The following is a 24,825-nucleotide window of genomic DNA, read 5'->3' on the forward strand; positions in this document are numbered from 1 at the left end:
GCTCATCCAGAAAGCTTCCAGCGGATTCCCAACTTATCGGGAATCCGTACATAGGTCAAATGGCAATCTTATTTATCCAAAAATGTGCTATTTGACAATTAAGTTTATGAAATATAAGAAAAATACAACTATTTTTCGGGCGGCTGAACAACGGGGAAGGGCATTGTGAGTGTGATCTGTCTCACTATATGAAAGCGCTGTTTTAATCTACATAAGCTGTTTTAATGATGAAAACCAGCATTTAATTCTGGTGTTAAGGCTGTGGGTATAGGATCCCTCTGTTTTTCAACAGACGCTGGATTATTGCAAATAGCGGCGCTGACATAAGCAAAAATAATCACTCAGGTGGTGAATGAAATTGCAGTAATTTTGATTGATTATGCAATGAAGCAATAGGTCTACATGGCGATTGATCCAGGTCATCGCCGATCGAGACTAAAAGTGGCAGGCTTGGCCCCTTTCTTCAGGCCGGTCTATCAGATTATGCAGTTACAAAAATTAGTCAATATGTTTGGTGGGGATCTTACGCGTCGTTACGGCGAAAAGGTCCATAAACTGACGCTGCATGGTGGATTCAGCTGCCCAAACCGCGACGGCACTATCGGCCGCGGCGGCTGCACGTTCTGTAATGTCGCCTCGTTTGCCGATGAAGCGCAACAGCATAAGTCGATTGCCGACCAGCTGGCGCACCAGGCAAATCTGGTGAATCGCGCCAAACGCTATCTGGCCTATTTTCAGGCCTATACCAGCACCTTTGCCGAAGTGCAGGTGCTGCGCTCGATGTACCAGCAGGCGGTGAGTCAGGCCAATATCGTCGGTCTGTGCGTCGGCACGCGCCCGGACTGCGTGCCGGAGGCGGTGCTTGATTTGCTGAGCGAGTATAAAGATCAGGGCTATGAAGTGTGGCTGGAACTGGGGCTGCAAACCGCGCACGATAAAACGCTGCACCGAATTAACCGCGGCCACGACTTTGCCTGTTATCAAAATACCACGCGGCTGGCGCGCGAGCGCGGGTTGAAGGTGTGCAGTCACCTGATTGTCGGCCTGCCGGGGGAAGGGCAAAGCGAGTGTCTGGAGACGCTCGAGCGGGTTGTGGAGACTGGCGTCGACGGCATCAAGTTACACCCGCTGCATATCGTGACGGGCAGCATTATGGCAAAAGCCTGGGAAGCCGGTCGTCTGAACGGTATCGAGCTGGATGAGTACACGGTGACCGCTGGTGAGATGATCCGCCATACGCCGCCGGAGGTGATTTACCATCGTATCTCCGCCAGCGCCCGTCGCCCGACGCTTCTGGCGCCGTTATGGTGTGAAAATCGCTGGACCGGGATGGTTGAACTGGATAAATACCTCAACGAACACGGTGTACAGGGCTCGGCGTTGGGCGCACCGTGGGTGCAGCCATAGCGCATATCGCCACCTGGTCCTCTGTATACATTGCCGGATGGCGGCATCGCCTTATCCGGCCTACAACCGCAATGTAGCCCGGCCAAGCGAAGCGCCGCCGGGAATGGCTCCGTGACCCAATTAGCAGATAATCCCCGCATTTTTCGCACAACCTACCGCGCCGCGCTCAGAATTGGGTATTATTGAGCGATGATGTCGTTAAGGAACTCCTCATGAAGCAAATCCGTATGCTGGCGCAGTATTACGTCGACCTGATGATGAAGCTGGGTCTGGTACGTTTCTCCCTGCTGCTGGCACTCGCGCTGGTGGTGTTGGCGATTGTGGTACAGATGGCGGTCACCATGGTGCTGCACGGCCAGGTGGAAAGTATCGACGTGATTCGCTCGATCTTCTTCGGCCTGCTGATCACCCCCTGGGCGGTCTATTTTCTGTCTGTGGTGGTCGAACAGCTTGAGGAGTCGCGACAGCGCCTGTCCCGGCTGGTAGAAAAGCTGGAAGAGATGCGTGAGCGTGACCTCAAGCTCAACGTTCAGCTTAAAGACAACATTTCACAACTTAATCAGGAAATTAGCGATCGCGAAAAAGCCGAGGCCGAGCGCCTGGCGACGCTGGAGCAGTTGCGCGTTGAGGTGCAGGAGCGTGAGGAAACGCAGATTCGCCTTGAACAGCAGTCCTCCTTCCTGCGTTCTTTCCTCGATGCTTCGCCGGATCTGGTTTTCTATCGCAATGAAGATAAAGAGTTTTCCGGCTGTAACCGGGCGATGGAGCTGCTGACTGGCAAGAGTGAAAAGCAGCTGATTCACCTGCATCCGGAAGATGTCTATACCCCCGAAGCGGCAGCAAAGGTTATTGAAACCGATGAGAAAGTTTTCCGTCACAACGTCTCGCTGACCTACGAGCAGTGGCTCGATTATCCGGACGGGCGCAAAGCGTGCTTCGAAATCCGTAAAGTGCCTTACTACGATCGCGTGGGTAAACGCCATGGCCTGATGGGCTTTGGTCGCGATATTACCGAACGCAAGCGCTATCAGGATGCGCTGGAGCGCGCCAGCCGCGACAAAACCACCTTTATCTCGACTATCAGCCACGAACTGCGTACCCCGCTCAACGGCATTGTTGGCCTCAGCCGCATTCTGCTCGACACCAACCTGACGTCGGAGCAGGAAAAATATCTGAAAACGATCCACGTTTCGGCGGTAACGCTGGGCAATATCTTCAACGATATTATCGACATGGATAAAATGGAGCGCCGTAAAGTTCAGCTGGATAACCAGGAAGTCGATTTTACCGGCTTCCTTGCCGATCTCGAAAACCTGTCCGGTTTGCAGGCGCAGCAAAAAGGGCTGCGTTTTGTGATGGAGCCGACGCTGCCTTTGCCGCATAAAGTGATTACCGACGGTACCCGTCTGCGACAGATTCTGTGGAACCTGATCAGCAACGCCGTTAAATTCACTCAGGAGGGGAGCGTGGTCGTGCGCGTGCGCTACGATGCTGGCGATATGCTGCACTTTGAAGTGGAAGACTCCGGTATCGGTATCCCTCAGGAAGAGCAGGACAAAATCTTCGCCATGTATTATCAGGTGAAAGACAGTGAGGGCGGCAAGCCCGCCACCGGCACTGGCATTGGCCTTGCCGTGTCGAAACGTCTGGCGAAAAGTATGGGTGGCGATATTGAGGTTTCCAGTCAACCTGGACACGGTTCGACCTTCATCCTGACAGCACACGCCCCGGCGGTGGCTGAGGAAGTGGAAGACGCGTTTGACGAAGATGATATGCCGTTGCCGGCGCTGCACGTGCTGCTGGTGGAAGATATTGAGTTAAACGTGATCGTCGCGCGCTCGGTGCTGGAAAAACTGGGCAACAGCGTTGATGTCGCGATGACCGGTAAGGCCGCGCTCGAGATGTTCACCCCCGGCGAGTATGACCTGGTGCTGTTGGATATTCAGCTGCCGGATATGACCGGTCTGGACATCGCCCGCGAGCTAACGCGCAAATACCATGCCGATGATCTGCCGCCGCTGGTGGCGCTGACGGCGAACGTTCTGAAGGACAAAAAAGAGTATCTGGACGCCGGTATGGACGACGTACTGAGTAAACCGCTCTCGGTTCCGGCGTTGACGGCGATGATCAAGAAGTTCTGGGATACCACTGCAGACGAAGAGGAGAGTACCGTGAGCCAGAGTGATAACGACAAGTCGCAGCAGTTGCTCGATATTGCGATGCTGGAGCAGTACATCGAACTGGTTGGGCCGAAGCTGATCACCGATGGCCTGGCCGTATTCGAGAAGATGATGCCGGGCTATCTGGCGGTACTGGAATCGAACCTGACCGCTCGCGACCAAAAGGGCATTGTCGAAGAAGGCCATAAAATCAAAGGCGCTGCTGGTTCCGTCGGGCTACGTCATCTCCAACAGCTGGGGCAGCAGATTCAATCCCCGGATCTGCCGGCGTGGTGGGATAACGTTGGTGAATGGGTCGAAGAAATGAAATCTGAATGGCAGCACGACGTCGCGGTGCTGAAAGCGTGGGTTGCCAGTACAGGAAAAAAATGACCCCGGCTTGACCGGGGTGCGCGAATACTGCGCCAACACCAGGGAACTGGTGGTTGCGTCAGATGATTGACATGATTTTGATTTTTTTGACACAACCTGAAATACGATTGCACGCTCAATAAGATAGCAAAACTTAAAATGTTTGTTACGTGAATCAGTAAAATGTGTGAAGCGTAACGAATTAATCAGAAATATTAATCAGCGTCAGAGAGTTAGCGAGAACAAGATGGCTTTGAGGAGTATAGCCAGGCTTAAACGTCTGGCCTGGCGGCTGTTGCTGATGCTGGCGCTATTCTGGGGCGGCGGTATTGCAGTGTTCAGTATTTTGCCGGTGCCATTCTCCGCAGTGATGATTGAGCGCCAGGTGAGTGCCTGGTTAACGGGGGATTTCGGCTACGTAGCCCATTCTGACTGGGTCAACATGGATGAGATTTCACCGTGGATGGGGCTGGCGGTCATTGCCGCCGAAGATCAAAAATTCCCTGACCACTGGGGTTTTGATGTGTCGGCAATTGAAAAGGCGCTGGCGCACAACGAACGTAACGAAAACCGCATTCGCGGTGCCTCGACGCTGTCGCAGCAGACGGCGAAAAATCTGTTCCTGTGGGATGGGCGTAGCTGGGTGCGTAAGGGGCTGGAAGCAGGCCTGACTCTGGGTATGGAGACAGTGTGGAGTAAGAAACGTATTTTGACCGTCTACCTGAATATCGCTGAATTTGGCGACGGTATTTTCGGCGTGGAAGCCGCGTCGCAGCGCTATTTCCACAAGCCGGCCAGCAAGCTGACCATGGCGGAAGCCGCGCTGCTGGCCGCGGTGCTGCCTAACCCGATCCGCTTTAAAGCCAATGCCCCATCCGGGTATGTGCGTAGCCGTCAGGCGTGGATTTTACGTCAGATGCGCCAGCTCGGCGGGGAGGGGTTTATGCGGGATAATAAACTGTATTAACCGTTGGCCTGATAAGCATCGCGCCATCAGGCACAGCACCGTGGTATTGCCGGATGGCGGCGTAAACGTCTTATCCGGCCTACAGACTTTGCGTTTGTCGCCGGGCGCCGACTAGTCTTCGTCAAACCCGGCGTTAAACAGCGCAATCACCGCCGCGAGCGCCTCTTCTTCCTGCGGACCGGTGGCTTCCACTTCAATCTGACGGCCCTTGGCAGAGTCCAGCATCAGCAGTGCGATTACGCTATTGGCTTCCGCTTCGGTGCCTTCATCATTGCGCAGCAGCACTTCCGCATCGTAATGCTGCATCAGTTCAAACAGCTTCATCGCCGGGCGCGCATGCATGCCCAGCTTGTTGGTGATTTCCACGGTCTGCTTTACGGTCATGATTTGCGTTTTTCCAGCGTCCGATGACGAGATTGCACGTTCTTACCGCGCGAGCGGAAGTAGTCAGCCAGCTGTTCGGCAACATAGACCGAACGGTGCTTACCGCCGGTACAGCCAATCGCAACCGTCAGATAGCTACGGTTGTTGGTTTCCAGCATAGGTAACCATAGCTCAAGATAGCTGCGGGTCTGGTAAATAAAGTTGTGAACTTCCGTGTGCCTGTCGAGGAACGCGGCAACCGGTTTATCGAGGCCGGTCATTGGGCGCAGTTTCGGATCCCAGTGCGGGTTTGGCAGGAAGCGCACGTCAAAGACGTAATCGGCATCGATAGGAATACCGTGCTTGAAGCCGAAGGATTCGAACACCATCGTTAGCTCACGCTCGCGTTTGCCCAGCAGACGGGTGCGCAGCATTTCTGCCAGCTCGTGAACAGACATCTCGGAGGTGTCGACAATCAGGTCGGCGCGAGAGCGCAGCGGCTCCAGCAGGTTGCTCTCTTCATCAATCGCGCTTTCCAGCGACAGGTTCTTGCTGGAGAGCGGGTGCAGGCGGCGAGTGTCGCTGTAGCGGCGAATCAGCGTGTTGCGGTCGGCGTCGAGGAACAGCAGCTGCGGGGAAAAGTTCTCCGGCAGGTTTTCCATTGCCCGTTCGAAGATTTCCGGGGTTTCAGGCATGTTACGCACGTCGATGCTCACGGCCGCCGAGATTTCACGGTCGGCCAGCGTCTTTGCCAGCTCCGGTAGCAACACCACCGGCAGGTTATCAACGCAGTAGAAGCCCATATCTTCCAGCGCCCTCAGGGCCACTGATTTTCCCGAGCCAGAGCGGCCGCTGACGATCATCAGTACCATGTACCGTTTCTCCTCAGTACGATGTGATGTCCATTACGCATCATCGTGGGTTTCCGTATCGGTGATGATTTGATACAGCTCTTCGTCGCTCTGCGCGGCGCGCAAGCGGCGGCAAATGGTTTTATCTGCCAGACGTTTTGCCACCAGGGAAAGCGTATGCAGATGGGTTTTAGTCTGGTCAGCCGGCACCAGCAGCGCAAAGAGTAAATCGACTGGCTGGTTGTCGATAGCGTCGAAGGCGATTGGCGTTTCGAGTTGCACGAACACACCGACCGCACGCAGCGTATCTTCTTCGAGCTTGCCGTGAGGAATGGCGATGCCGTTGCCGATGCCGGTACTGCCCATTTTTTCACGGGTCAGAATGGCTTCGAACACCACCTGCGGCGGCAGGCTAAGCTGTTTCGCCGCCAGCTCGCTGATGATTTCCAGCGCACGTTTTTTACTCTGACAGTGCACAGCACTGCGGGTACATTCCTGGTTAAGGACATTGCTCAGTTGTAGAGCCGAATCGTTATTTGTCATAATTTCACCTAAGCATCGCCCGATATGCAGGCATATCGGGCGATCGCTCGGACAATCAATGTTGTTTTAGTTTATCTTTGTGCTTGGTTAACTGTCTCGCCAGTTTATCGATCAAACCGTCGATGGCGGCATACATATCCTGCCCTTCCGCGCTGGCATGAAGTTCGCCGCCGTTCACGTGCAATGTCGCATCCGAGATGTGCGTCAGTTTCTCCACCTTTAACACAATATGGACCTGATTGATCCTCTCGAAATACTGCTCCAGCTTGCTGAATTTCGTGGTCACGAATTCGCGCATCGGCTCGGTGATCTCGACGTTGTGTCCAGTGATGTTGAGCTGCATAGTGTCTTCCTTATCAGTTGTGTCAGACCAGTTGTTTACGCTGGTTAGACGGCGGAATGGATAAAGACTCTCGGTACTTTGCAACGGTGCGCCTTGCCACCATGATACCCTGTTCAGAGAGCATGGTGGTCAGCTTACTGTCGCTCAGTGGTTTCGCGGGATTCTCCGCGGCAATCAATTTCTTAACCAGCGCCCGAATGGCCGTGGACGAGGCTTCGCCGCCGCCCTCGGTGCTGACGTGGCTGGAGAAGAAATATTTAAGCTCGAAAATGCCCCGTGGGCTATGCAAATACTTCTGCGTGGTAACACGCGAAATGGTGGACTCGTGCATCTCGACGGTCTGGGCGATGTCAGCCAGCACCATCGGTTTCATGTACTCTTCGCCAAGGTCGAAAAAAGCCTGCTGTTGCTCGACGATGCAGCGGCTGACGCGCAGCAGCGTATCGTTGCGGCTCTCAAGACTCTTGATCAGCCATTTTGCCTCTTGCAGGTTGCTGCGAATAAACTGGCTGTCGGCGTCGTTGCGAGCGTTGTTGCACATGCCCGCGTAATGCTGGTTAATCTGCAGACGCGGAATGCTGTCGGCGTTCAGCTCGACCACCCAGCGATCGTTGACCTTGCGCACCAGTACGTCTGGAATCACATACTCCGGTTCACCGGTTTGGATCGATTGGCCCGGGCGCGGATCCAGCGATTGGATCAGATCGACCGCTTCTTTCAGTACGTCTTCTTTCAGGCGGGTGACCCGCATCAGCGAGCGGAAATCGTGGTTAGCGAGCAGATCGAGATGATCGCTGATAATCAGGCGCGCTTCATCCAGACGCGGCGTGTCTGCTGAAAATTGTGACAGCTGGATCAGCAGACAATCGCGGAGATCTTTGGCGGCTACGCCGACCGGATCGAAGCGCTGGATGCGTTTAAGTACCGCTTCCACTTCGTCCAGGCCAATTTCGTCGTCGCCGATGCTTTCGCGGATATCTTCGACGGTGACGGTGAGGTAGCCGGTGTCATCCACCGCGTCGACGATCGACGTGGCGATCGCCCGGTCGGTATCGGTAAACGGCGTTAACTCTACCTGCCACATCAGGTAATCCTGAAGTGACTGGGTGGTTTCACCCTGATAAACCGGCAGTTCGTCGTCCTGATAGTCCGCCCCGGTACCGGAAGGGGTTCCGGCGGTGTAGATTTCGTCCCAGCTGGCGTCAAGCGGCAGCTCTTCGGGCATGTCCGGCTTTTCCAGCGCGTCTACGCTGTCCAGCGTTTCGTTATCGACGGTTTCCTGAGTCTCTACTTCATCGTGAAGATCGGTTTGCTCGAGCAGGGGATTGCTCTCCAGCGCCTGCTGGAGTTCCTGCTGAAGTTCCAGCGTAGACAATTGCAACAGACGAATGGCCTGCTGTAACTGGGGCGTCATGGCAAGCTGTTGGCTGAGCCTTAATTGCAAACCTTGCTTCATGTTCAGAACGAATATCTCCCGCTAACGTCGATAACCACTACCCTATCAGAGTCTGAAGTCTTCCCCAAGATACACGCGTTTAACATGTTCGTCTTCCAGGATCTCCTGAGGTGTCCCATGGGCAATCAGATGCCCCTGGCTGACGATGTAAGCGCGTTCGCACACTGCCAGCGTTTCACGGACATTATGGTCGGTAATCAGTACGCCGAGGCCACTGTCGCGCAGGTGTTCGATGATGCGTTTGATGTCGATAACGGAGATCGGGTCAACGCCGGCAAACGGTTCATCCAGCAGGATAAACTTCGGGTTTGCCGCCAGCGCGCGGGCGATTTCAACGCGGCGGCGTTCACCACCGGAAAGCGCCTGGCCCAGACTGTCGCGCAGATGTTCGATGTGGAACTCTTCCATCAGCTCTTTGGCGCGGTCTTCTCGCTGCTCATTACTGAGATCGTCGCGGATCTGCAGCACCGCCATCAGGTTATCGTAGACGCTCAGACGACGGAAAATCGACGCTTCCTGCGGCAGATAGCCGATACCGCGGCGGGCACGAGCGTGCAGCGGCAGCAGGCTGATGTCTTCGTCATCAATGATGATATTGCCCGCATCGCGCGGCACGATGCCGACCACCATGTAGAAGGTGGTGGTTTTACCCGCGCCGTTCGGCCCAAGCAGGCCCACAATCTCACCGGAGTTGACGGTCAGACTGACATCTTCCACGACGCGGCGGCCTTTGTAGGCCTTCGCCAGATTTTTTGCAGTTAATGTCGCCATAACGAATTAGTTACTCTTCTTCTGTGCCGGAGCCTGGTCCTTGGATTTGTCCTGTAGCTGGGACGGAACCAGAACGGTGGTGACGCGTTTGCCTTTGTCGCTAAACGCCTGCATTTTCTGCTCTTTCACCAGGTAGGTGATTTTGTCGCCCTTGATGTTGCTGTCCAGCTGTTCAAGGTAAGCATTGCCGGTCAGCACCACGAAATCATTTGCCAGCTCATAGTGCATCTTCGACGCGCGACCTTTCACCGGCTTACCGTTGTCCTGCATCTGGTAGAACGTGGCCGGGTTGCCGTAGCCGTCGATCACTTCTTTACCCTGCTGGTTTGCCGGGCGGGTGACGACCACTTTGTCGGCGTTGATTTTGATGCTGCCCTGGGTCACGACGACGTTACCGGTGAAGGTCACGACGTTGCCCTGCATATCCAACGACTGCTGATCGGATTCAATATGAATCGGCTGATTGGTATCGCCGGTTAAGGCCATTGCCGGCAGGCTGGCGGCCAGCAGAGAAGCGACGAGCGCCAGCTTAAGGCTGAGTTTGTTTGTTCTGGATTTCATAAGAAGTTCTAACCTTTTCAATCAGCTCGGCGTTCTTGCTGCGTAAATTGCCGCGCATTTTCAGGCCGCTGGAATTAAATGTTGTTCCGTATAACGTCACCAGATCGTCAGAGGAAACGTCCTGAGTTATCAGGTTCACCTGGGCATTATCCGTCGTAATCTTACGCAGTTGTGCGTCTTCTGTCAGCGCGTTGATTTCAACGTGCCCATAGAGATACAGCATGCGGTCGCTGGTCAGCTTGGCTTTATCGGCTTTAATCGACCAGGTTGGCACCTTCGCGGCATCAAAAGTCGTCAATACGGGGTGAGTAAACCACGACAGACCCTGATCGGAAAAATACTCCACGTGCTCGGCGATTAACCGATAGCTGAGCGCGCCTTCCGGGCTGTACACCACCGTATCGGTATGTTCGCTTTTATAGGTTGGATCGCCAGTGTTTACCGCGATCGGGCCGCTGTCGTCTTTGTCGGCGAGATTCAGGCCGATGAGGACAAGTGCGACCAGCGATAGCAGAATGATAACCCAACGTCTGGTTTTACTCATATGGATTGCCCTTTGGCTTCGTCGAGCTTCCCTTGCGCCAGCAGCAGCAGGTCGCAGACTTCGCGTACCGCACCGCGTCCGCCCGCAATGCGCGTGACGTAATCGGCGCGCGGCAGCAGCAGCGGGTGCGCATCCGCCACCGCGACGCTCAGGCCGATCTCTGCCATCACCGGCCAGTCGATCAGGTCATCGCCCACGTAGGCGACTTCTTCCGGCTGTAGGCTCAGCTTCGCCAGCAGTTCACGATAGGCGATAAGTTTATCCGACTGTCCCTGGTAGAGATGCGTGATACCCAGCGTAGCGCAGCGATCTTCTAACAGTTTAGCTTTTCGCCCGGTAATAATCGCTACTTCGATACCAGAGGTGAGGGCGCAGCGCACGCCGTAGCCGTCGCGCACGTTAAAGGCCTTTAGCTCTTCACCGTTGTTGCCCATATAAATCAGGCCGTCGGACAGCACCCCGTCGACGTCGAGGATCAACAGGCGGATTTTCTCCGCCTTCGCGATAAATTGTGGACTCACCGGCCCGTAACAGGTGGCGACCGATGCGACAGCGTTACTCATTCTTTATATCCTTGATTACACTACGCCTGCGCGCAGTAGGTCGTGCATATGTATCACACCTAGCAGATGGTCGCCATCAGCAACCAGCACACAGGTGATATGGCGTGATTGCATCAGGTTCAGCGCGTCGACCGCCAGCGTGCCTGGACGAATGCGAATCCCGCCCGGCGTCATCACGTCGGCGATGCCGAGGCTACGCAGATCGGCGCCGTTGTCGAAGATGCGTCGTAGGTCACCGTCGGTGAAGATCCCTTTAATCTGCATATTGTCATCGCAGATGGCCGTCATCCCGAGATTTTTACGGGTAATTTCCAGCAGTGCGTCGCGCAGGGAGGCATCCTCGCTGACGTGCGGGATTTCATCGCCGGTATGCATAATATCGTTAACGCGCAGCAGAAGCTTGCGACCCAGTGCGCCACCGGGGTGCGACAGGGCAAAGTCTTCGGCGGTAAAGCCGCGGGCTTTCAGCAGCGCGACGGCCAGCGCATCGCCCATAACCAGCGCCGCGGTGGTGCTGGAGGTCGGCGCCAGCCCAAGCGGGCAGGCTTCGCGCGGGACTTTCACGCACAGATGAATATCCGCCGCGCGGCCCATGCTGCTGTCCGGGCGGCTGGTCATGCAGATCAGCGGCACGCGCAGGCGCTTGAGTACCGGGATCAGCGCCAGAATTTCGTTAGACTCGCCGGAGTTAGAGAGCGCGATGACTACATCCTGCGGTGTCACCATGCCTAAATCGCCGTGCGCCGCTTCGCCGGGATGGACGAAGAAGGAAGAGGTGCCGGTGCTGGCAAAGGTGGCCGCCATTTTACGTCCGATATGCCCGGATTTGCCCATCCCCATCACGACGACTTTGCCGCCGCAGTAGAAGATCTTCTCGCAGGCGTTGCTGAAATCCTGATTAATGTATTGATCGAGCTGCTCCAGCCCTTCCCGTTCAATCTCCAGAACTTCTCTTCCCGCCTGCTGGAAGTCGAAATTTGGCTGCAAATCTATTTGCGACATAGTGTTATCCCGATTCATTCGATGAAGAGCGGCGTTGCCCAATAGAGCAGCGCCAGCCACGCAACAAACCCGCCGATTAACAGTAAGCCAGCACCGCGGCCTATCTGGCGACGACGCCAGCACAGGAGGGCGAAGACCACGCTCACCAATACCATTACGCCATAGTCCCGGGTAAACGCGAGCGGGTTAAATGTACCCGGCGCGAGAAGGGCGGGAATACCCAGAACGATAGCGATATTAAAGAAATTCGAGCCGATGATGTTGCCGACCGCAATATCATTTTCGCCTTTACGCACGCCGGCGATGGCGGTCGCCAGCTCCGGCAGACTGGTGCCGAGCGCGATAATCGTCAGGCCGATGGTCAGCTCACTCATGGCGAAATAGTTCGCCAGCACCGTGGCGTTATCAATCACCATACGGGTCGCCATCGGCATAATAATCAGCGCCACGCCCAGCCATAAACAGGCGACAGGCAGCGAGCCATCGCGCGGCAGTTCGGCCAACTGCTCCTGGGTGAATTTATCGTTACCCTGGCGTTCGGCCAGACGCGCTATCTTAATGATAAACAGCAGCCACAAGGCTGCCAGGATAATCAGGAAGACGCCGTCCATGAACGAGAGCTCGCCATCATACAATACATACCCGGCCAGCAGGCTAACGACCAACATTAGCGGTATTTCGCGGCGCAGGATATCAGAATGCACGGTAAATGGGTGGAACAGTGCGGTCAGGCCGAGGATCAGCAATATATTGACGATGTTAGACCCGATGGCGGTGCCGACGGCGACGTCTACCTGACCATGAAGGGAGGCGGCGGCGGAGACGATAATTTCCGGCAGCGAGGTGCCGATGCTGACTACGGTCATGCCAATAATCAGCGGTGGAACTCCCAGGGCACGGCATAAAATAGAGGCGGAGTACACGAGGCGATCGGCGCTGTAGACCACCAGAAGTAAACCAATAATTAACAGAGCCGTGGCTAAGAGCATCTAAAGTCCTTTATTCGGGTATAATCGTCGGTCCGCACGTCTGGACGTAACGAATTCCTAATTTTGACTTTATGCGCAGGAAAAGTAAAACAAATGCCAGATTTCGTTAACTCGTGCGGTTAGGATTCTGTAAGAATGCGCAATTAAGCAGGAAATGATTCCTCTTAAGGACCTGGAAAGGTAAGCCTATGAGCCAAAAACTCGAGAATTTGGTCGATATGCACGACGTCACGTTTACCCGTGGCAGTCGGGTCATCTTCGACAAGATCTCGCTGTCGGTGCCGCGCGGGAAAATTACCGCGATTATGGGACCGTCGGGGATTGGCAAGACCACGCTGCTACGCCTGATTGGCGGGCAAATCCCCCCGGATAGCGGAGAGATCCTCTTTGATGGCGAGAACGTGCCGCAAATGTCGCGCTCTCGTCTGTATACCGTGCGTAAGCGGATGAGCATGCTGTTCCAGTCTGGCGCGCTGTTTACCGACATGAACGTGTTTGACAATGTGGCGTACCCGATTCGCGAGCATACCCGGCTTCCCGCGCCGTTGCTGAAAAGCACGGTGATGATGAAGCTGGAAGCCGTTGGCTTACGCGGCGCCGCTAAATTGATGCCGTCCGAGCTTTCTGGTGGGATGGCAAGACGCGCCGCGCTGGCGAGGGCGATTGCCCTTGAACCGGATCTGATCATGTTCGACGAACCCTTCGTCGGCCAGGATCCGATCACCATGGGCGTGCTGGTGAAGCTGATTTCCGAACTCAACAGCGCATTGGGTGTCACCTGTATTGTGGTTTCCCACGACGTACCGGAAGTGCTGAGCATTGCCGATTTCGCCTATATTATGGCGGACCGCAAAATCATCGCTCACGGTAGCGCAACGTCGTTGCAGGAAAACGACGATCCGCGAGTGCGTCAGTTCCTCGACGGTATTGCCGACGGCCCGGTGCCGTTCCGTTACCCTGCGGGCGATTATCGCCGCGACCTCATCGGCACAGGGAGATAATCGACTCATGTTGTTAAATGCACTGGCAGCGCTTGGACATCGCGGGATTAAGACCATCGCGACGTTTGGGCGAGCTGGGTTAATGTTATTCAATGCCGTTGTCGGCAAGCCGGAATTTCGTAAGCATGCGCCTTTACTGGTGCGTCAGCTCTACAACGTCGGCGTGCTCTCGATGGTTATCATCATTGTCTCGGGCGTGTTTATCGGTATGGTGCTGGGCCTGCAAGGTTACCTGGTACTGACCACCTATAGCGCTGAGACCAGTCTCGGTATGCTGGTGGCGCTGTCGCTGCTGCGCGAACTGGGGCCGGTGGTGGCCGCGCTGCTGTTTGCCGGGCGCGCCGGTTCGGCGCTGACGGCGGAAATTGGCCTGATGCGCGCGACTGAGCAGCTCTCCAGTCTGGAGATGATGGCGGTGGATCCGCTGCGCCGGGTCATTTCTCCGCGCTTCTGGGCCGGCGTCATCTCGTTGCCGTTGCTGACGATTATCTTCGTGGCGGTGGGCATCTGGGGCGGTTCGCTGGTCGGCGTAAGCTGGAAAGGCATTGATGCCGGGTTCTTCTGGTCGGCAATGCAAAATGCGGTGGACTGGCGTCTCGATCTGGTGAACTGCCTGATTAAGAGCCTGGTTTTCGCCATTACGGTGACATGGATTGCGTTATTTAACGGTTACGATGCAATCCCCACTTCTGCCGGAATCAGCCGGGCGACCACCCGTACCGTGGTGCACTCGTCGCTGGCGGTTCTTGGGCTGGACTTTGTGCTGACGGCACTGATGTTTGGGAATTGAGTGAATGCAAACGAAAAAGAGTGAAATCTGGGTCGGTATTTTCCTGCTGGTGGCCCTGCTGGCGGCACTGTTTGTCTGCCTGAAGGCAGCGGACGTTTCGTCGATGAAATCAGAGCCAACCTACCGCATTTACGCCACCTTCGATAACATCGGCGGCCTGAAGGCGCGCTCGCCGGTGCGCATTGGCGGCGTGGTGATTGGCCGCGTGGCGGACATTACCCTCGATCCAAAAACCTATTTACCTCGTGTGGCCCTCGACATTGAAGATCGCTACAACCACATTCCGGATACCAGTTCGCTGGCGATTCGCACTTCCGGTCTGCTGGGGGAACAGTATCTGGCGCTGAACGTCGGTTTTGAAGACCCTGAGCTGGGAACGTCTATTCTTAAAGACGGCGGCATCATTCAGGACACCAAATCGGCGATGGTGCTGGAAGATCTTATTGGCCAATTCCTTTATAACAGCAAAGGCAGCGACAATAAGACTTCAGGCGATGCGCAGGAATCCACAGATGGACATACTGATACGGCGACGCCTGCAACTGGCACGACGAATTAATCTCAGGAGATACTCGACATGTTTAAACGCTTACTGATGGTCGCCATGCTGGTGATTGCCCCGCTAACGGCCGCAACGGCAGCAGACCAATCTAACCCTTACAAGCTGATGAACGAAGCGGCGCAGAAAACGTTCGATCGTCTGAAGAATGAACAACCTAAGATTCGTTCTAACCCGAACTACCTGCGCGACGTGGTCGACCAGGAACTGCTGCCGTACGTGCAGGTGAAATACGCCGGTGCGCTGGTGCTGGGCCGTTACTACAAAGATGCGACTCCGGCACAGCGTGAAGCTTACTTCGCCGCTTTCCGTGAATACCTGAAGCAGGCTTACGGCCAGGCGCTGGCGATGTACCACGGCCAGACCTACCAGATTGCCCCGGAACAGCCGCTGGGCGACGCGACTATCGTGCCTATTCGCGTGACCATCATCGACCCGAACGGTCGTCCGCCGGTGCGCCTGGACTTCCAGTGGCGTAAAAATACCCAGACGGGTAACTGGCAGGCGTACGATATGATCGCTGAAGGGGTGAGCATGATCACCACCAAACAGAACGAGTGGAGCGACCTGCTGCGTACCAAAGGTATTGATGGCCTGACCGCACAGCTGAAATCCATCTCTGCGCAGCCGATCACCCTGGAACAGAAAAAATAATGGCTGAAGAGCTTAGCTGGACGCGCGATGGCGAACGCCTGACGCTGCTTGGCGAACTGGATCAGGACTTTCTGGTGCCCCTGTGGGACGCCAGAAATGAAGCCACGCAGGGTGTTTCGGTAATCGACCTCAATGGCCTTAGCCGCGTCGATACGGCAGGCCTGGCGCTGTTAGTGCACCTGGTTGACCTGATTCATTCCCAGGGCCGCAAGGTACGCCTGGAAGGCGTGAGTGAAAAAGTGGCGACGCTGAAACGGTTGTATAATCTGCCTGAAGATATGATCCCTTAAAAATTTCAGCACGTTATTGCTGCTAATGTTCCTAAAGCCCCATCAATCTTAACGATGGGGCTTTTTGCTTGTTTAAGACTGCGTCACTTTCCTCTAAGATGTGGGGCTGTTTTCACTCTCAAATGAAATGTGAACCTATGGAAAATAATGAAATTCAGACCGTGCTGATGAATGCACTCTCCCTTCAGGAAGTTCTCGTTTCTGGCGACGGTAGCCACTTCCAGGTGATTGCCGTGGGTGAGATGTTTGAGGGCATGAGCCGGGTTAAGAAGCAGCAGACTATCTATGGCCCGCTGATGGAGTATCTTGCGGACAACCGCATTCATGCCCTGTCGATCAAAGCGTATACCCCGCAAGAGTGGGCGCGCGATCGCAAACTCAACGGTTTTTGAGCCATGGGGAAAGCGGTAACGCTTTCCCGGTGGCGAACGTGAATAATTAACAGAGATTAGATTTGATGGATAAATTTCGTGTGCAGGGGCCAACCCGCCTTCAGGGCGAGGTCACCATTAGCGGCGCCAAAAATGCTGCCCTGCCGATTCTTTTTGCCGCTTTGCTGGCAGAAGACCCGGTAGAGATCCAGAACGTACCGAAGCTGAAAGATGTCGACACCTCCATGAAGCTGCTGACGCAGCTGGGTGCGAAGGTTGAGCGTAACGGTTCTGTATGGATTGATGCCGGCTCGGTCAACGTATTTTGCGCACCTTACGACCTGGTGAAAACCATGCGCGCCTCTATCTGGGCGCTGGGGCCGCTGGTGGCGCGTTTTGGCCAGGGTCAGGTTTCTCTGCCGGGTGGTTGCACTATCGGTGCGCGTCCGGTCGACCTGCACATCTCTGGTCTTGAGCAGTTAGGCGCAGAAATTAAGCTGGAAGAAGGCTACGTCAAGGCGTCCGTTAATGGTCGTCTGAAAGGCGCGCATATCGTTATGGATATGGTCAGCGTCGGCGCGACCGTCACCATTATGACAGCGGCAACGCTGGCGGAAGGGACCACTGTCATTGAAAACGCCGCGCGCGAGCCGGAAATCGTCGATACGGCGAACTTCCTGAACGCGATGGGCGCGAAAGTGACCGGGCAGGGTACCGATCGCATCACCATCGAAGGCGTGAAACGCCTGGGCGGCGGCGTGTATCGCGTCCTGCCTGACCGTATTGAAACCGGCACCTTCCTGGTGGCGGCGGCGATCTCCGGCGGCAAAATTGTCTGCCGCAACGCCCAGCCGGATACGCTGGATGCGGTGCTGGCCAAGCTGCGCGAAGCCGGTGCGGATATCGAAGTCGGCGAAGACTGGATTAGCCTTGATATGCACGGCAAACGTCCGAAAGCGGTGAACGTGCGTACTGCGCCGCATCCGGCGTTCCCGACCGACATGCAGGCGCAGTTCACCCTGCTGAACATGGTAGCGGAAGGAACCGGCGTGATCACGGAAACGGTCTTCGAAAACCGTTTCATGCACATTCCGGAACTGATCCGTATGGGCGCGCGTGCGGAAATCGAAAGCAACACCGCGATTTGCCACGGCGTTGAGCAGCTTTCTGGCGCGCAGGTGATGGCAACCGACCTGCGCGCATCCGCAAGCCTCGTGCTGGCGGGCTGTATTGCTCAGGGCACCACTATCGTTGACCGCATCTATCACATTGACCGCGGTTACGAACGCATTGAAGATAAGCTGCGCGCGCTCGGCGCCAATATCGAACGCGTAAAAGGCGAGTAATCGCTGCCGTTGTTAAACGCCCTCCGGGTCAGGGGGGCGTTCTCCCTCGCTATTGATCTTTCTTTGGCTGGCGCATCGCCTGCGTTCTATCGATAAACTCATGAGTGACCGGATCGTGATATCGTGACGGCCAGATGACCCATGGCTCCGTCTCCAGCACTTTTGCAATAATCACTTCGCCCTTAGGCCAGGGGCGTGAGAGTACATTGGCGAGTGTTGATGAACTCAGGCCATTCTTGCGTGATTCTGCGGCCATTGAAGTGCCTTTTTTGCGCAGCCCGGCAATGATATCCGCCGGGTGCCAGTCGATTAATTTATCCATACTTCCTCCCTGAGAGCGCAGTTTAAATCGTCATGTTGGATGAGGAATGTACTGTAACGTTCTTTCCAGGAAGATTCTAAAAAGTTCGTATAAGTTATGATAAATTAGGAAAACGTCAATTTACAGGCGCTTAATAACGTTATCTGGAGTTTTTGGGAGCTTTCCCGCGCATTGCGCGGGAGAGGGATTAGCGATCGCGTTGGACAGCCATATGAGCGAGGCCAATAAGCGCATCGCGCCATTGGGTATCAGGCAGCGGCGCCAGGGCGGCAATCGCTTTATCGGCTTCTTCTTCGGCTCGCTGGCGTGTCCATTCCAGCGAGCCGCAGGCGGCCATCGCTTCCAGCACCGGTTCCAGCAGATGTCGGCCATTACCTTGTTCGATAGCGCCACGAATCAGCTGCGCTTGCTCCGGCGTGCCGTTGCGCATGGCATGCAGCAGCGGCAGCGTTGGTTTGCCTTCGTTGAGGTCATCGCCAACGTTTTTACCCAGCGTTTCGCCATCGGCGCTGTAGTCGAGCAGGTCGTCGATCAGTTGGAAGGCGGTACCCAGGTAGCGGCCATAATCCTGTAAACCTTTTTCCTGCTCCGGCGTACAGCCAGCCAGCAGACCGGAACATTGGGCGGCGGCTTCGAACAGACGTGCGGTCTTGCTGTAGATCACACGCATGTAGTTCTCTTCGGTGATGTCCGGATCGTTGACGTTCATGAGCTGAAGGACTTCACCTTCTGCAATGACGTTGACCGCTTCAGACATAACTTCCAGCACCTTCAGCGAACCGAGGCTGGTCATCATCTGGAAGGCGCGGGTGTAGATAAAGTCGCCAACCAGCACGCTGGCCGCGTTGCCAAAGGCGGCGTTGGCTGTGGCCTTGCCGCGGCGCATGTCGGACTCATCAACGACGTCGTCATGCAGGAGCGTCGCGGTATGAATAAATTCGATTAACGCGGCAATCTTGACGTGGGCGTTCCCCTGATAGCCAACGGCACGGGCGGCCAGCACGGCGATCATAGGACGAATCCGTTTTCCGCCGCCGCTAACGATGTAATAGCCTAGCTGGTTGATCAACTGGACGTCCGAGTTGAGCTGCTCAAGAATCGTCGCATTGACTCCCGCCATATCCTGCGCGGTTAAATCATTGATTTTTTGTAAATTCATCGCAAAAGCCGGGCTTAATGTCCTGTTTACCACTTATCCATACGGGATAACGAAGGTTTTACGTTAGAGTTGTAGCTACGATTGTACTGAAAAAACGCGACAGATAAACGTTGCCGTGCGCGTTGTGTTTTTTTTCTGCATCTATTGATGGTAGCACTTGTCAAAGGCTCGCGTTTTGCGTAATATTCGCGCCCTATTGTGAATATTTATAGCGCACTCTGAATCACACGAAGATGTGCGCGGAAGCGGAGTTTATATGTACGCGGTTTTCCAAAGTGGTGGTAAACAACACCGAGTAAGCGAAGGTCAGACCGTTCGCCTGGAAAAGCTGGACATCGCAACTGGCGAATCTGTTGAATTCGCTGAAGTTCTGATGATCGCAAACGGTGAAGAAGTCAAAATCGGCGTTCCTTTCGTTGATGGCGGCGTTATCAAAGCTGAAGTTGTTGCTCACGGTCGTGGCGAGAAAGTTAAAATCGTTAAGTTTCGTCGTCGTAAACACTACCGTAAGCAGCAGGGCCATCGTCAGTGGTTCACTGATGTGAAAATCACTGGCATCAGCGCTTAAGTTAAGGGGAGCAGATTAAATGGCACATAAAAAGGCTGGCGGCTCGACTCGTAACGGTCGCGATTCAGAAGCTAAACGTCTGGGCGTAAAACGCTTCGGCGGTGAAACAGTTCTGGCTGGTAGCATCATCGTTCGTCAACGTGGTACCAAATTCCACGCTGGCTCCAACGTTGGTTGCGGCAAAGACCACACTCTGTTTGCTAAAGCAGACGGTAAAGTGAAATTTGAAGTTAAAGGTCCGAATAACCGTAAATATATCAGCATCGTTGCTGAATAAGTTATTCGCGTCCCGGTAACGGATAAAAGCCCCGCAACACGTTGCGGGGCTTTTTACATTCGACGCCAGGTAAATGATGGTCTGTAGCGCTGTTTCAGGGTAGGAAATCCGGTATGAAGCAACAGGCGGGCATAGGTATTGTGTTGGCGCTCACCACGGCGGTTTGTTGGGGAGCATTGCCAATTGCGATGAAGCAGGTTCTGGAAGTCATGGAACCGCCTACCGTCGTTTTCTACCGCTTTCTGATGGCGAGCTGTGGTCTGGGGCTCATCCTGACCTGGAAGCGCAAGCTGCCATCCCTGCGGCTCTTCCGTGACCCGCGTTGGCTGGTCCTGCTGCTGATCGCCACCGGCGGGCTGTTTGGCAACTTCGTGCTGTTTAGCTCATCGCTTCAGTATGTTAGCCCAACGGCGTCACAGGTGATTGGCCAGCTTTCTCCCGTTGGTATGATGGTAGCAAGCGTCTTTATCCTCAAAGAGAAGATGCGCGGTACGCAGATTATTGGCGCGACCATGCTGATTTGCGGGCTGGTGATGTTCTTTAACACCAGCCTGATCGAAATTTTTACCCGCCTGACCGATTACACCTGGGGCGTTATCTTTGGTGTCGGTGCGGCGATGGTCTGGGTGAGTTACGGCGTCGCGCAAAAGGTGTTATTGCGGCGGATGGCGTCACAGCAGATCCTCTTTTTATTGTACACTTTATGTACGATTGCACTGCTGCCGTTAGCGAAGCCTGAGGTTATCGGGCAACTGAACGACTGGCAGTTAGCCTGTCTGATCTTTTGTGGTCTGAACACACTGGTCGGCTATGGGGCGCTGGCGGAAGCCATGGCGCGCTGGCAGGCGGCACAGGTGAGCGCGTTAGTCACACTGACTCCGCTGTTCACTCTGTTATTTTCAGATTTATTATCAATGGCCTGGCCCGATTTCTTCGCCAGACCGATGTTGAACCTTTTAGGTTACCTCGGTGCGTTTGTCGTGGTTGCGGGCGCGATGTATTCCGCCATTGGTCATCGTCTATGGGGGCGGTGGCGTAAGCGTGAAGCGGTTGTTCCGTTACCCCGCGCAGGCGAATGATTTACGGAGAGTAAAATGAAGTTTGTTGATGAAGCAACGATCCTGGTCGTAGCAGGTGATGGCGGTAATGGTTGCGTGAGCTTCCGCCGTGAAAAATATATTCCGAAAGGCGGCCCGGACGGCGGTGACGGCGGTGACGGCGGCGACGTATGGATGGAAGCCGACGAGAACCTGAATACCCTGATCGACTACCGTTTTGAAAAATCCTTCCGCGCTGAGCGTGGTCAGAACGGCGCAAGCCGCGACTGCACCGGTAAACGCGGTAAAGACGTGACCATCAAGGTACCGGTCGGTACGCGTGTTATCGATCAGGGCACCGGTGAAACCATGGGCGACATGACCAAGCACGGTCAGCGTCTGATGGTGGCTAAGGGCGGCTGGCATGGTCTGGGCAACACCCGTTTTAAATCGTCCGTAAACCGTACCCCGCGTCAGAAAACCATGGGTACCCCGGGCGACAAGCGCGATCTGCAGCTGGAGCTGATGCTACTGGCGGACGTGGGGATGTTGGGGATGCCGAACGCCGGTAAATCGACCTTTATCCGCGCCGTCTCCGCAGCGAAGCCGAAAGTGGCGGACTATCCGTTTACCACGCTGGTGCCGAGCCTTGGCGTGGTCCGCGTCGATAACGAGAAGAGCTTCGTCATTGCCGATATCCCGGGGCTGATTGAAGGCGCATCCGAAGGCGCGGGCCTCGGTATTCGCTTCCTGAAGCACCTTGAGCGCTGCCGCGTGCTGCTGCACATCATCGATATCGATCCGATCGACGGCTCCGATCCGGCTGAGAACGCGAAAATCATCATTGGTGAGCTGGAGAAATACAGCGAGAAACTGGCGAATAAGCCACGCTGGCTGCTGTTCAACAAAATTGACACCATGGACAAAGCGGAAGCCGAAGCTAAAGCTAAAGCGATTGCGGAAGCGATGGGCTGGGAAGACAAGTACTACCTGATTTCCGCGGCAAGCCAGGTGGGTGTCAAAGACCTGTGCTGGGACGTGATGAACTTCATCATTGAGAACCCAATTGCTCAGGAGGAAGAAGCGAAACAGCCAGAGAAAGTTGAGTTCATGTGGGACGATTACCACCGTCAGCAGCTTGACGAAGTCGCCGCAGAAGCTGAAGACGAAGAGTGGGACGACGATTGGGATGAAGATGACGAAGAAGGCGTTGAGTTCATCTACAAGCGTTAATCCTCGTGCCGGATGGCGACGCTGACGCGTCTTATCCGGCCTGGAATATTCAACGGGCCGCAAATGCGGCCCGTTTTGTTTATATGGGACGTAGACCGGATAAGCGCAAGCGCCATCCGGCAGCATCACAATCAGTTGTTCTGATAGATGTCTTTGTACAACCGACTCTCAAATCGCACCAGCGGAATACGGCGGTTACGCTGATCGGCAGGCGGCACCGCGTAGCCCGACAGATACTGCACAAAGGCCATACGCTGCCCGCTGGCGGTGGTGATGAAGCCTGCCAGGTTATACACACCCTGCAGTGAGCCGGTTTTGGCCGAGACTTTGCCATCGACGCCCGCCTGATGCAGGCCCGCACGGTACTGGAGCGAACCATCATGGCCGGCAAGCGGCAGCATTGAGATAAAGTTCAGCTCGTTATCATGCTGGGCGATGTACTGTAGCGCTTGCATCATCGTGGCTGGCGAGATCAGATTGTGGCGCGACAGGCCGGAGCCGTCGGCGATAATCGTGTTGCCAAGATCGACGCCTGCCTGCTGGCGCAGGATCTGCCGCACCGCATCGGATCCCGCGCGCCAGGTGCCCGGCACGCCAAAGCGCGCATGGCCAATCATGCGGAACACGGTATCGGCAATCATGTTGTCCGATTTTTTCAGCATGATCTTCAACAGGTCGTGCAAAGGTGCCGACTGCTTACTGGCGATTACCGTACCCGGCTCGTTAACCAGCGTCTGGCGTAGCAGCGTACCGGTGTAGGTTATGCCTGCCTGCTTCAGCTCGTCTTTGATGATCGCCCCGGCATAGCTGGCGCCGTCCTGAATGGCAAATGCCAGCGGTAGCGGGTCAGCACGCTGCGGCAGACAGCCGGTGAGCGTGTAGCGGTTGAGATCGCCGGGGACGACGTCCAGCTCACAGTACTGCGCATCCGGCGAGCCTTTCGCCAGCGTTCGCACCTGGCTGAACATAACGACCGGGTAGTAGGAGGCGATACGAATAAACGCCAGATCGTTTGCCTTCTGCGCGCTGTAGAGCGAAATGGAGAAGCAGTTGCGGTCTACGATCGCCGCCGCCGGCGGTGCGCTAAAGCACTGGGTCATGTCGTTCCATGGCCAGCCCGGCGCTTTATCGTGGCTGGCAAAGATCGAGGTATCGATCAGGACGTTGCCGTCGATAGTTTGTACGCCGGATTTTTTCAGCGTCGCCACCATATTACGAATATCCTGGCGTTTTAGCGTCGGATCGCCGCCAAATCGCGCAATCAGGTCGCCTTTTAGCGTACCGTTATCGACGCTGCCTTTGGTCTCAAGCGTGGTGGTAAAACGGAAATCAGGGCCAAGTTGCAGCAGGGCCGCCAGCGCGGTGAGCACCTTCTGGGTACTGGCCGGTAGCGCCATCTGCTGGCCGTGGTAATCAATCAACGGCGCGGGTGCGCCCACTTTCTGCACCAAAAGCGCGAGGTTGGCCCCGGCGGGAAGCTGATTGATATACTCATCAACATTCGTGGCCTGAACGCTAAACGCTATACTGGTGGTCAATCCGATGATAAATCTGGAAAATCGCATAATCTCGCGCTAACAACCTGGAAACAAGCCGTCATACTACGGCCCAACGCCCTGTAAAGTAAACGATGACCCGTAGTGAACTTCGGGGTAAAATGCGTATCAAATTAAAAATTACTGCTGACCTGGGGCTTCGCACCCGGGTCGGTTTTCTTTTGCTTCTGGCCTGGTGTTGATAGCGACCCAGGCGGGCTTAGCGGCCGGAGCGGGGCGAACCGCTCCCTACAGGAATGTTTAAGAGGTATAACAATGCAAGCTATTCCGATGACCCTTCGTGGTGCAGAAAAACTGCGTGAAGAACTGGACTTTCTCAAGTCTGTACGTCGCCCAGAAATCATTGCGGCCATCGCCGAAGCACGCGAGCACGGCGACCTGAAAGAGAACGCGGAGTACCATGCTGCTCGCGAACAGCAGGGATTCTGCGAAGGCCGTATCAAAGATATCGAAGCGAAACTGTCTAATGCGCAGGTTATCGACATCACCAAGATCCCGAATAATGGCCGCGTTATCTTTGGTGCGACTGTGAAGGTGCTGAATCTGGATAACGATGAAGAACAGACCTACCGCATCGTGGGCGATGATGAAGCGGACTTCAAACAGAACCTGATTTCTGTGAACTCGCCGATCGCCCGTGGCCTTATCGGTAAGGAGCAGGACGACGTAGTCACCATCCGTACCCCGGGCGGTGAAGTTGAGTTCGAAATCATCGCAGTGGATTATCTGTAAATTTTGTTCAACACTGAAAATGTTGACTGAGTGTAAAGA

At 55.2% G+C, this 24,825-nt stretch carries 29 protein-coding genes; 15 read left to right on the forward strand and 14 right to left on the reverse strand.

Going from position 1 to position 24,825, the window contains the following annotated elements; genetic code table 11:
• Positions 1 to 483: 483 nt before the first annotated feature.
• From NNN71_RS00895 to mtgA, 3 genes are all read left to right on the forward strand, one after another.
• Positions 484 to 1,407 carry a TIGR01212 family radical SAM protein gene (locus NNN71_RS00895; RefSeq protein WP_163447769.1) on the forward strand — a complete coding sequence of 308 codons (924 nt, stop codon included), beginning with the start codon at positions 484 to 486 and terminating at the stop codon, positions 1,405 to 1,407.
• A 212-nt stretch (positions 1,408 to 1,619) separates the two neighbouring features.
• Entirely contained in the window at positions 1,620 to 3,959 is a 2,340-nt protein-coding gene (arcB, locus tag NNN71_RS00900) for an aerobic respiration two-component sensor histidine kinase ArcB (protein ID WP_271457680.1), read from the forward strand.
• A 226-nt stretch (positions 3,960 to 4,185) separates the two neighbouring features.
• The gene (gene mtgA / locus NNN71_RS00905; protein WP_271457681.1) at positions 4,186 to 4,905 is read left to right on the forward strand and encodes a monofunctional biosynthetic peptidoglycan transglycosylase; all 720 of its coding nucleotides are present in this window, start codon (positions 4,186 to 4,188) and stop codon (positions 4,903 to 4,905) included.
• Positions 4,906 to 5,016: 111 nt separating this feature from the next.
• Here mtgA and npr read toward each other — a convergent pair whose 3' ends face one another.
• The 11 genes from npr to NNN71_RS00960 are packed head-to-tail and all read right to left on the reverse strand — an operon-like array spanning position 5,017 to position 12,891.
• A complete protein-coding gene (gene npr / locus NNN71_RS00910; protein ID WP_064541834.1) occupies positions 5,017 to 5,289 on the reverse strand; it encodes a PTS phosphocarrier protein NPr in 273 nt (90 codons plus the stop codon).
• Positions 5,286 to 6,140: an RNase adapter RapZ gene (gene rapZ, locus NNN71_RS00915; RefSeq protein WP_064541836.1), complete on the reverse strand. Its 855-nt coding sequence runs from the start codon at positions 6,138 to 6,140 to the stop codon at positions 5,286 to 5,288. The genes npr and rapZ overlap by 4 nt, the downstream gene beginning before the upstream one ends.
• Before the next feature lie 33 nt (positions 6,141 to 6,173).
• Entirely contained in the window at positions 6,174 to 6,662 is a 489-nt protein-coding gene (ptsN, locus tag NNN71_RS00920) for a PTS IIA-like nitrogen regulatory protein PtsN (RefSeq protein WP_035891171.1), read from the reverse strand.
• 55 nt (positions 6,663 to 6,717) lie between these two features.
• On the reverse strand, positions 6,718 to 7,005 hold the full coding sequence (gene hpf / locus NNN71_RS00925) for a ribosome hibernation promoting factor (protein WP_064541841.1): 288 nt from the start codon (positions 7,003 to 7,005) through the stop codon (positions 6,718 to 6,720).
• 22 nt (positions 7,006 to 7,027) lie between these two features.
• The gene (rpoN, locus tag NNN71_RS00930) at positions 7,028 to 8,461 is read right to left on the reverse strand and encodes an RNA polymerase factor sigma-54 (protein WP_223803788.1); all 1,434 of its coding nucleotides are present in this window, start codon (positions 8,459 to 8,461) and stop codon (positions 7,028 to 7,030) included.
• A gap of 45 nt (positions 8,462 to 8,506) precedes the next feature.
• Complete coding sequence (gene lptB, locus NNN71_RS00935; RefSeq protein WP_064541846.1) at positions 8,507 to 9,232, reverse strand: LPS export ABC transporter ATP-binding protein; 726 nt, start codon at positions 9,230 to 9,232, stop codon at positions 8,507 to 8,509.
• A gap of 6 nt (positions 9,233 to 9,238) precedes the next feature.
• Positions 9,239 to 9,793 (reverse strand): lipopolysaccharide ABC transporter substrate-binding protein LptA, encoded by a 555-nt coding sequence (gene lptA / locus NNN71_RS00940; protein ID WP_064541847.1) that lies wholly within the window; start codon positions 9,791 to 9,793, stop codon positions 9,239 to 9,241.
• The gene (gene lptC / locus NNN71_RS00945; RefSeq protein ID WP_163447773.1) at positions 9,762 to 10,337 is read right to left on the reverse strand and encodes an LPS export ABC transporter periplasmic protein LptC; all 576 of its coding nucleotides are present in this window, start codon (positions 10,335 to 10,337) and stop codon (positions 9,762 to 9,764) included. The genes lptA and lptC overlap by 32 nt, the downstream gene beginning before the upstream one ends.
• Entirely contained in the window at positions 10,334 to 10,900 is a 567-nt protein-coding gene (gene kdsC / locus NNN71_RS00950) for a 3-deoxy-manno-octulosonate-8-phosphatase KdsC (protein WP_271457682.1), read from the reverse strand. Before kdsC ends, lptC begins: the two co-directional genes overlap by 4 nt.
• A 15-nt stretch (positions 10,901 to 10,915) precedes the next feature.
• The gene (gene kdsD, locus NNN71_RS00955; RefSeq protein WP_163447775.1) at positions 10,916 to 11,902 is read right to left on the reverse strand and encodes an arabinose-5-phosphate isomerase KdsD; all 987 of its coding nucleotides are present in this window, start codon (positions 11,900 to 11,902) and stop codon (positions 10,916 to 10,918) included.
• A 14-nt stretch (positions 11,903 to 11,916) separates the two neighbouring features.
• Positions 11,917 to 12,891 carry a calcium/sodium antiporter gene (locus NNN71_RS00960; RefSeq protein ID WP_167574951.1) on the reverse strand — a complete coding sequence of 325 codons (975 nt, stop codon included), beginning with the start codon at positions 12,889 to 12,891 and terminating at the stop codon, positions 11,917 to 11,919.
• 188 nt (positions 12,892 to 13,079) lie between these two features.
• On the opposite strand from NNN71_RS00960, the gene mlaF reads away from it, so the two are divergent.
• From mlaF to murA, 7 genes are all read left to right on the forward strand, one after another.
• A complete protein-coding gene (gene mlaF / locus NNN71_RS00965) occupies positions 13,080 to 13,892 on the forward strand; it encodes a phospholipid ABC transporter ATP-binding protein MlaF (protein WP_163447777.1) in 813 nt (270 codons plus the stop codon).
• Positions 13,893 to 13,899: 7 nt separating this feature from the next.
• On the forward strand, positions 13,900 to 14,682 hold the full coding sequence (gene mlaE, locus NNN71_RS00970; protein WP_163447778.1) for a lipid asymmetry maintenance ABC transporter permease subunit MlaE: 783 nt from the start codon (positions 13,900 to 13,902) through the stop codon (positions 14,680 to 14,682).
• Between the two features lie 4 nt (positions 14,683 to 14,686).
• Positions 14,687 to 15,241 carry an outer membrane lipid asymmetry maintenance protein MlaD gene (gene mlaD, locus NNN71_RS00975; RefSeq protein WP_271457683.1) on the forward strand — a complete coding sequence of 185 codons (555 nt, stop codon included), beginning with the start codon at positions 14,687 to 14,689 and terminating at the stop codon, positions 15,239 to 15,241.
• An 18-nt stretch (positions 15,242 to 15,259) separates the two neighbouring features.
• Complete coding sequence (gene mlaC, locus NNN71_RS00980; protein WP_163447780.1) at positions 15,260 to 15,895, forward strand: phospholipid-binding protein MlaC; 636 nt, start codon at positions 15,260 to 15,262, stop codon at positions 15,893 to 15,895.
• On the forward strand, positions 15,895 to 16,185 hold the full coding sequence (gene mlaB, locus NNN71_RS00985) for a lipid asymmetry maintenance protein MlaB (RefSeq protein ID WP_249022692.1): 291 nt from the start codon (positions 15,895 to 15,897) through the stop codon (positions 16,183 to 16,185). Before mlaC ends, mlaB begins: the two co-directional genes overlap by 1 nt.
• 137 nt (positions 16,186 to 16,322) lie before the next feature.
• Complete coding sequence (gene ibaG, locus NNN71_RS00990; RefSeq protein WP_064541877.1) at positions 16,323 to 16,577, forward strand: BolA family iron metabolism protein IbaG; 255 nt, start codon at positions 16,323 to 16,325, stop codon at positions 16,575 to 16,577.
• Between the two features lie 65 nt (positions 16,578 to 16,642).
• Entirely contained in the window at positions 16,643 to 17,902 is a 1,260-nt protein-coding gene (gene murA, locus NNN71_RS00995) for a UDP-N-acetylglucosamine 1-carboxyvinyltransferase (protein WP_163447782.1), read from the forward strand.
• 49 nt (positions 17,903 to 17,951) lie between these two features.
• Here murA and sfsB read toward each other — a convergent pair whose 3' ends face one another.
• Positions 17,952 to 18,224 (reverse strand): DNA-binding transcriptional regulator SfsB, encoded by a 273-nt coding sequence (gene sfsB, locus NNN71_RS01000; protein WP_271457684.1) that lies wholly within the window; start codon positions 18,222 to 18,224, stop codon positions 17,952 to 17,954.
• Between the two features lie 187 nt (positions 18,225 to 18,411).
• Entirely contained in the window at positions 18,412 to 19,383 is a 972-nt protein-coding gene (ispB, locus tag NNN71_RS01005) for an octaprenyl diphosphate synthase (protein WP_271457685.1), read from the reverse strand.
• A 256-nt stretch (positions 19,384 to 19,639) separates the two neighbouring features.
• Between ispB and rplU the strand changes: the two genes are divergently transcribed.
• From rplU to cgtA, 4 genes are all read left to right on the forward strand, one after another.
• Positions 19,640 to 19,951: a 50S ribosomal protein L21 gene (gene rplU / locus NNN71_RS01010; RefSeq protein ID WP_003025032.1), complete on the forward strand. Its 312-nt coding sequence runs from the start codon at positions 19,640 to 19,642 to the stop codon at positions 19,949 to 19,951.
• Positions 19,952 to 19,970: 19 nt separating this feature from the next.
• A complete protein-coding gene (gene rpmA, locus NNN71_RS01015; protein ID WP_064541895.1) occupies positions 19,971 to 20,228 on the forward strand; it encodes a 50S ribosomal protein L27 in 258 nt (85 codons plus the stop codon).
• 113 nt (positions 20,229 to 20,341) lie between these two features.
• On the forward strand, positions 20,342 to 21,307 hold the full coding sequence (locus NNN71_RS01020; protein WP_271457686.1) for a DMT family transporter: 966 nt from the start codon (positions 20,342 to 20,344) through the stop codon (positions 21,305 to 21,307).
• Positions 21,308 to 21,322: 15 nt separating this feature from the next.
• Positions 21,323 to 22,498 carry an Obg family GTPase CgtA gene (gene cgtA, locus NNN71_RS01025; RefSeq protein ID WP_163447786.1) on the forward strand — a complete coding sequence of 392 codons (1,176 nt, stop codon included), beginning with the start codon at positions 21,323 to 21,325 and terminating at the stop codon, positions 22,496 to 22,498.
• A 131-nt stretch (positions 22,499 to 22,629) separates the two neighbouring features.
• Here the strand turns inward: cgtA and dacB are convergent, their stop codons facing one another.
• On the reverse strand, positions 22,630 to 24,063 hold the full coding sequence (dacB, locus tag NNN71_RS01030; RefSeq protein ID WP_271457687.1) for a serine-type D-Ala-D-Ala carboxypeptidase: 1,434 nt from the start codon (positions 24,061 to 24,063) through the stop codon (positions 22,630 to 22,632).
• Positions 24,064 to 24,309: 246 nt separating this feature from the next.
• Here dacB and greA point away from each other — a divergent pair, with 246 nt between their 5' ends.
• Positions 24,310 to 24,786 carry a transcription elongation factor GreA gene (greA, locus tag NNN71_RS01035; RefSeq protein ID WP_064541914.1) on the forward strand — a complete coding sequence of 159 codons (477 nt, stop codon included), beginning with the start codon at positions 24,310 to 24,312 and terminating at the stop codon, positions 24,784 to 24,786.
• The last annotated feature ends 39 nt before the right edge of the window (positions 24,787 to 24,825 follow it).

It is taken from the genome of Kluyvera sp. Awk 3 (genome assembly GCF_028069715.1).
Lineage (GTDB): Bacteria > Pseudomonadota > Gammaproteobacteria > Enterobacterales > Enterobacteriaceae > Kluyvera > Kluyvera georgiana_A.

Bases quoted from the DNA above. Each gene is read 5' to 3' on its own strand.
- NNN71_RS00895 (WP_163447769.1), top strand. From the start codon at position 484: ATGCAGTTACAAAAATTAGTCAATATGTTTGGTGGGGATCTTACGCGT.
- arcB (WP_271457680.1), top strand. From the start codon at position 1,620: ATGAAGCAAATCCGTATGCTGGCGCAGTATTACGTCGACCTGATGATG.
- mtgA (WP_271457681.1), top strand. From the start codon at position 4,186: ATGGCTTTGAGGAGTATAGCCAGGCTTAAACGTCTGGCCTGGCGGCTG.
- npr (WP_064541834.1), bottom strand. From the start codon at position 5,289: ATGACCGTAAAGCAGACCGTGGAAATCACCAACAAGCTGGGCATGCAT.
- rapZ (WP_064541836.1), bottom strand. From the start codon at position 6,140: ATGGTACTGATGATCGTCAGCGGCCGCTCTGGCTCGGGAAAATCAGTG.
- ptsN (WP_035891171.1), bottom strand. From the start codon at position 6,662: ATGACAAATAACGATTCGGCTCTACAACTGAGCAATGTCCTTAACCAG.
- hpf (WP_064541841.1), bottom strand. From the start codon at position 7,005: ATGCAGCTCAACATCACTGGACACAACGTCGAGATCACCGAGCCGATG.
- rpoN (WP_223803788.1), bottom strand. From the start codon at position 8,461: ATGAAGCAAGGTTTGCAATTAAGGCTCAGCCAACAGCTTGCCATGACG.
- lptB (WP_064541846.1), bottom strand. From the start codon at position 9,232: ATGGCGACATTAACTGCAAAAAATCTGGCGAAGGCCTACAAAGGCCGC.
- lptA (WP_064541847.1), bottom strand. From the start codon at position 9,793: ATGAAATCCAGAACAAACAAACTCAGCCTTAAGCTGGCGCTCGTCGCT.
- lptC (WP_163447773.1), bottom strand. From the start codon at position 10,337: ATGAGTAAAACCAGACGTTGGGTTATCATTCTGCTATCGCTGGTCGCA.
- kdsC (WP_271457682.1), bottom strand. From the start codon at position 10,900: ATGAGTAACGCTGTCGCATCGGTCGCCACCTGTTACGGGCCGGTGAGT.
- kdsD (WP_163447775.1), bottom strand. From the start codon at position 11,902: ATGTCGCAAATAGATTTGCAGCCAAATTTCGACTTCCAGCAGGCGGGA.
- NNN71_RS00960 (WP_167574951.1), bottom strand. From the start codon at position 12,891: ATGCTCTTAGCCACGGCTCTGTTAATTATTGGTTTACTTCTGGTGGTC.
- mlaF (WP_163447777.1), top strand. From the start codon at position 13,080: ATGAGCCAAAAACTCGAGAATTTGGTCGATATGCACGACGTCACGTTT.
- mlaE (WP_163447778.1), top strand. From the start codon at position 13,900: ATGTTGTTAAATGCACTGGCAGCGCTTGGACATCGCGGGATTAAGACC.
- mlaD (WP_271457683.1), top strand. From the start codon at position 14,687: ATGCAAACGAAAAAGAGTGAAATCTGGGTCGGTATTTTCCTGCTGGTG.
- mlaC (WP_163447780.1), top strand. From the start codon at position 15,260: ATGTTTAAACGCTTACTGATGGTCGCCATGCTGGTGATTGCCCCGCTA.
- mlaB (WP_249022692.1), top strand. From the start codon at position 15,895: ATGGCTGAAGAGCTTAGCTGGACGCGCGATGGCGAACGCCTGACGCTG.
- ibaG (WP_064541877.1), top strand. From the start codon at position 16,323: ATGGAAAATAATGAAATTCAGACCGTGCTGATGAATGCACTCTCCCTT.
- murA (WP_163447782.1), top strand. From the start codon at position 16,643: ATGGATAAATTTCGTGTGCAGGGGCCAACCCGCCTTCAGGGCGAGGTC.
- sfsB (WP_271457684.1), bottom strand. From the start codon at position 18,224: ATGGATAAATTAATCGACTGGCACCCGGCGGATATCATTGCCGGGCTG.
- ispB (WP_271457685.1), bottom strand. From the start codon at position 19,383: ATGAATTTACAAAAAATCAATGATTTAACCGCGCAGGATATGGCGGGA.
- rplU (WP_003025032.1), top strand. From the start codon at position 19,640: ATGTACGCGGTTTTCCAAAGTGGTGGTAAACAACACCGAGTAAGCGAA.
- rpmA (WP_064541895.1), top strand. From the start codon at position 19,971: ATGGCACATAAAAAGGCTGGCGGCTCGACTCGTAACGGTCGCGATTCA.
- NNN71_RS01020 (WP_271457686.1), top strand. From the start codon at position 20,342: ATGAAGCAACAGGCGGGCATAGGTATTGTGTTGGCGCTCACCACGGCG.
- cgtA (WP_163447786.1), top strand. From the start codon at position 21,323: ATGAAGTTTGTTGATGAAGCAACGATCCTGGTCGTAGCAGGTGATGGC.
- dacB (WP_271457687.1), bottom strand. From the start codon at position 24,063: ATGCGATTTTCCAGATTTATCATCGGATTGACCACCAGTATAGCGTTT.
- greA (WP_064541914.1), top strand. From the start codon at position 24,310: ATGCAAGCTATTCCGATGACCCTTCGTGGTGCAGAAAAACTGCGTGAA.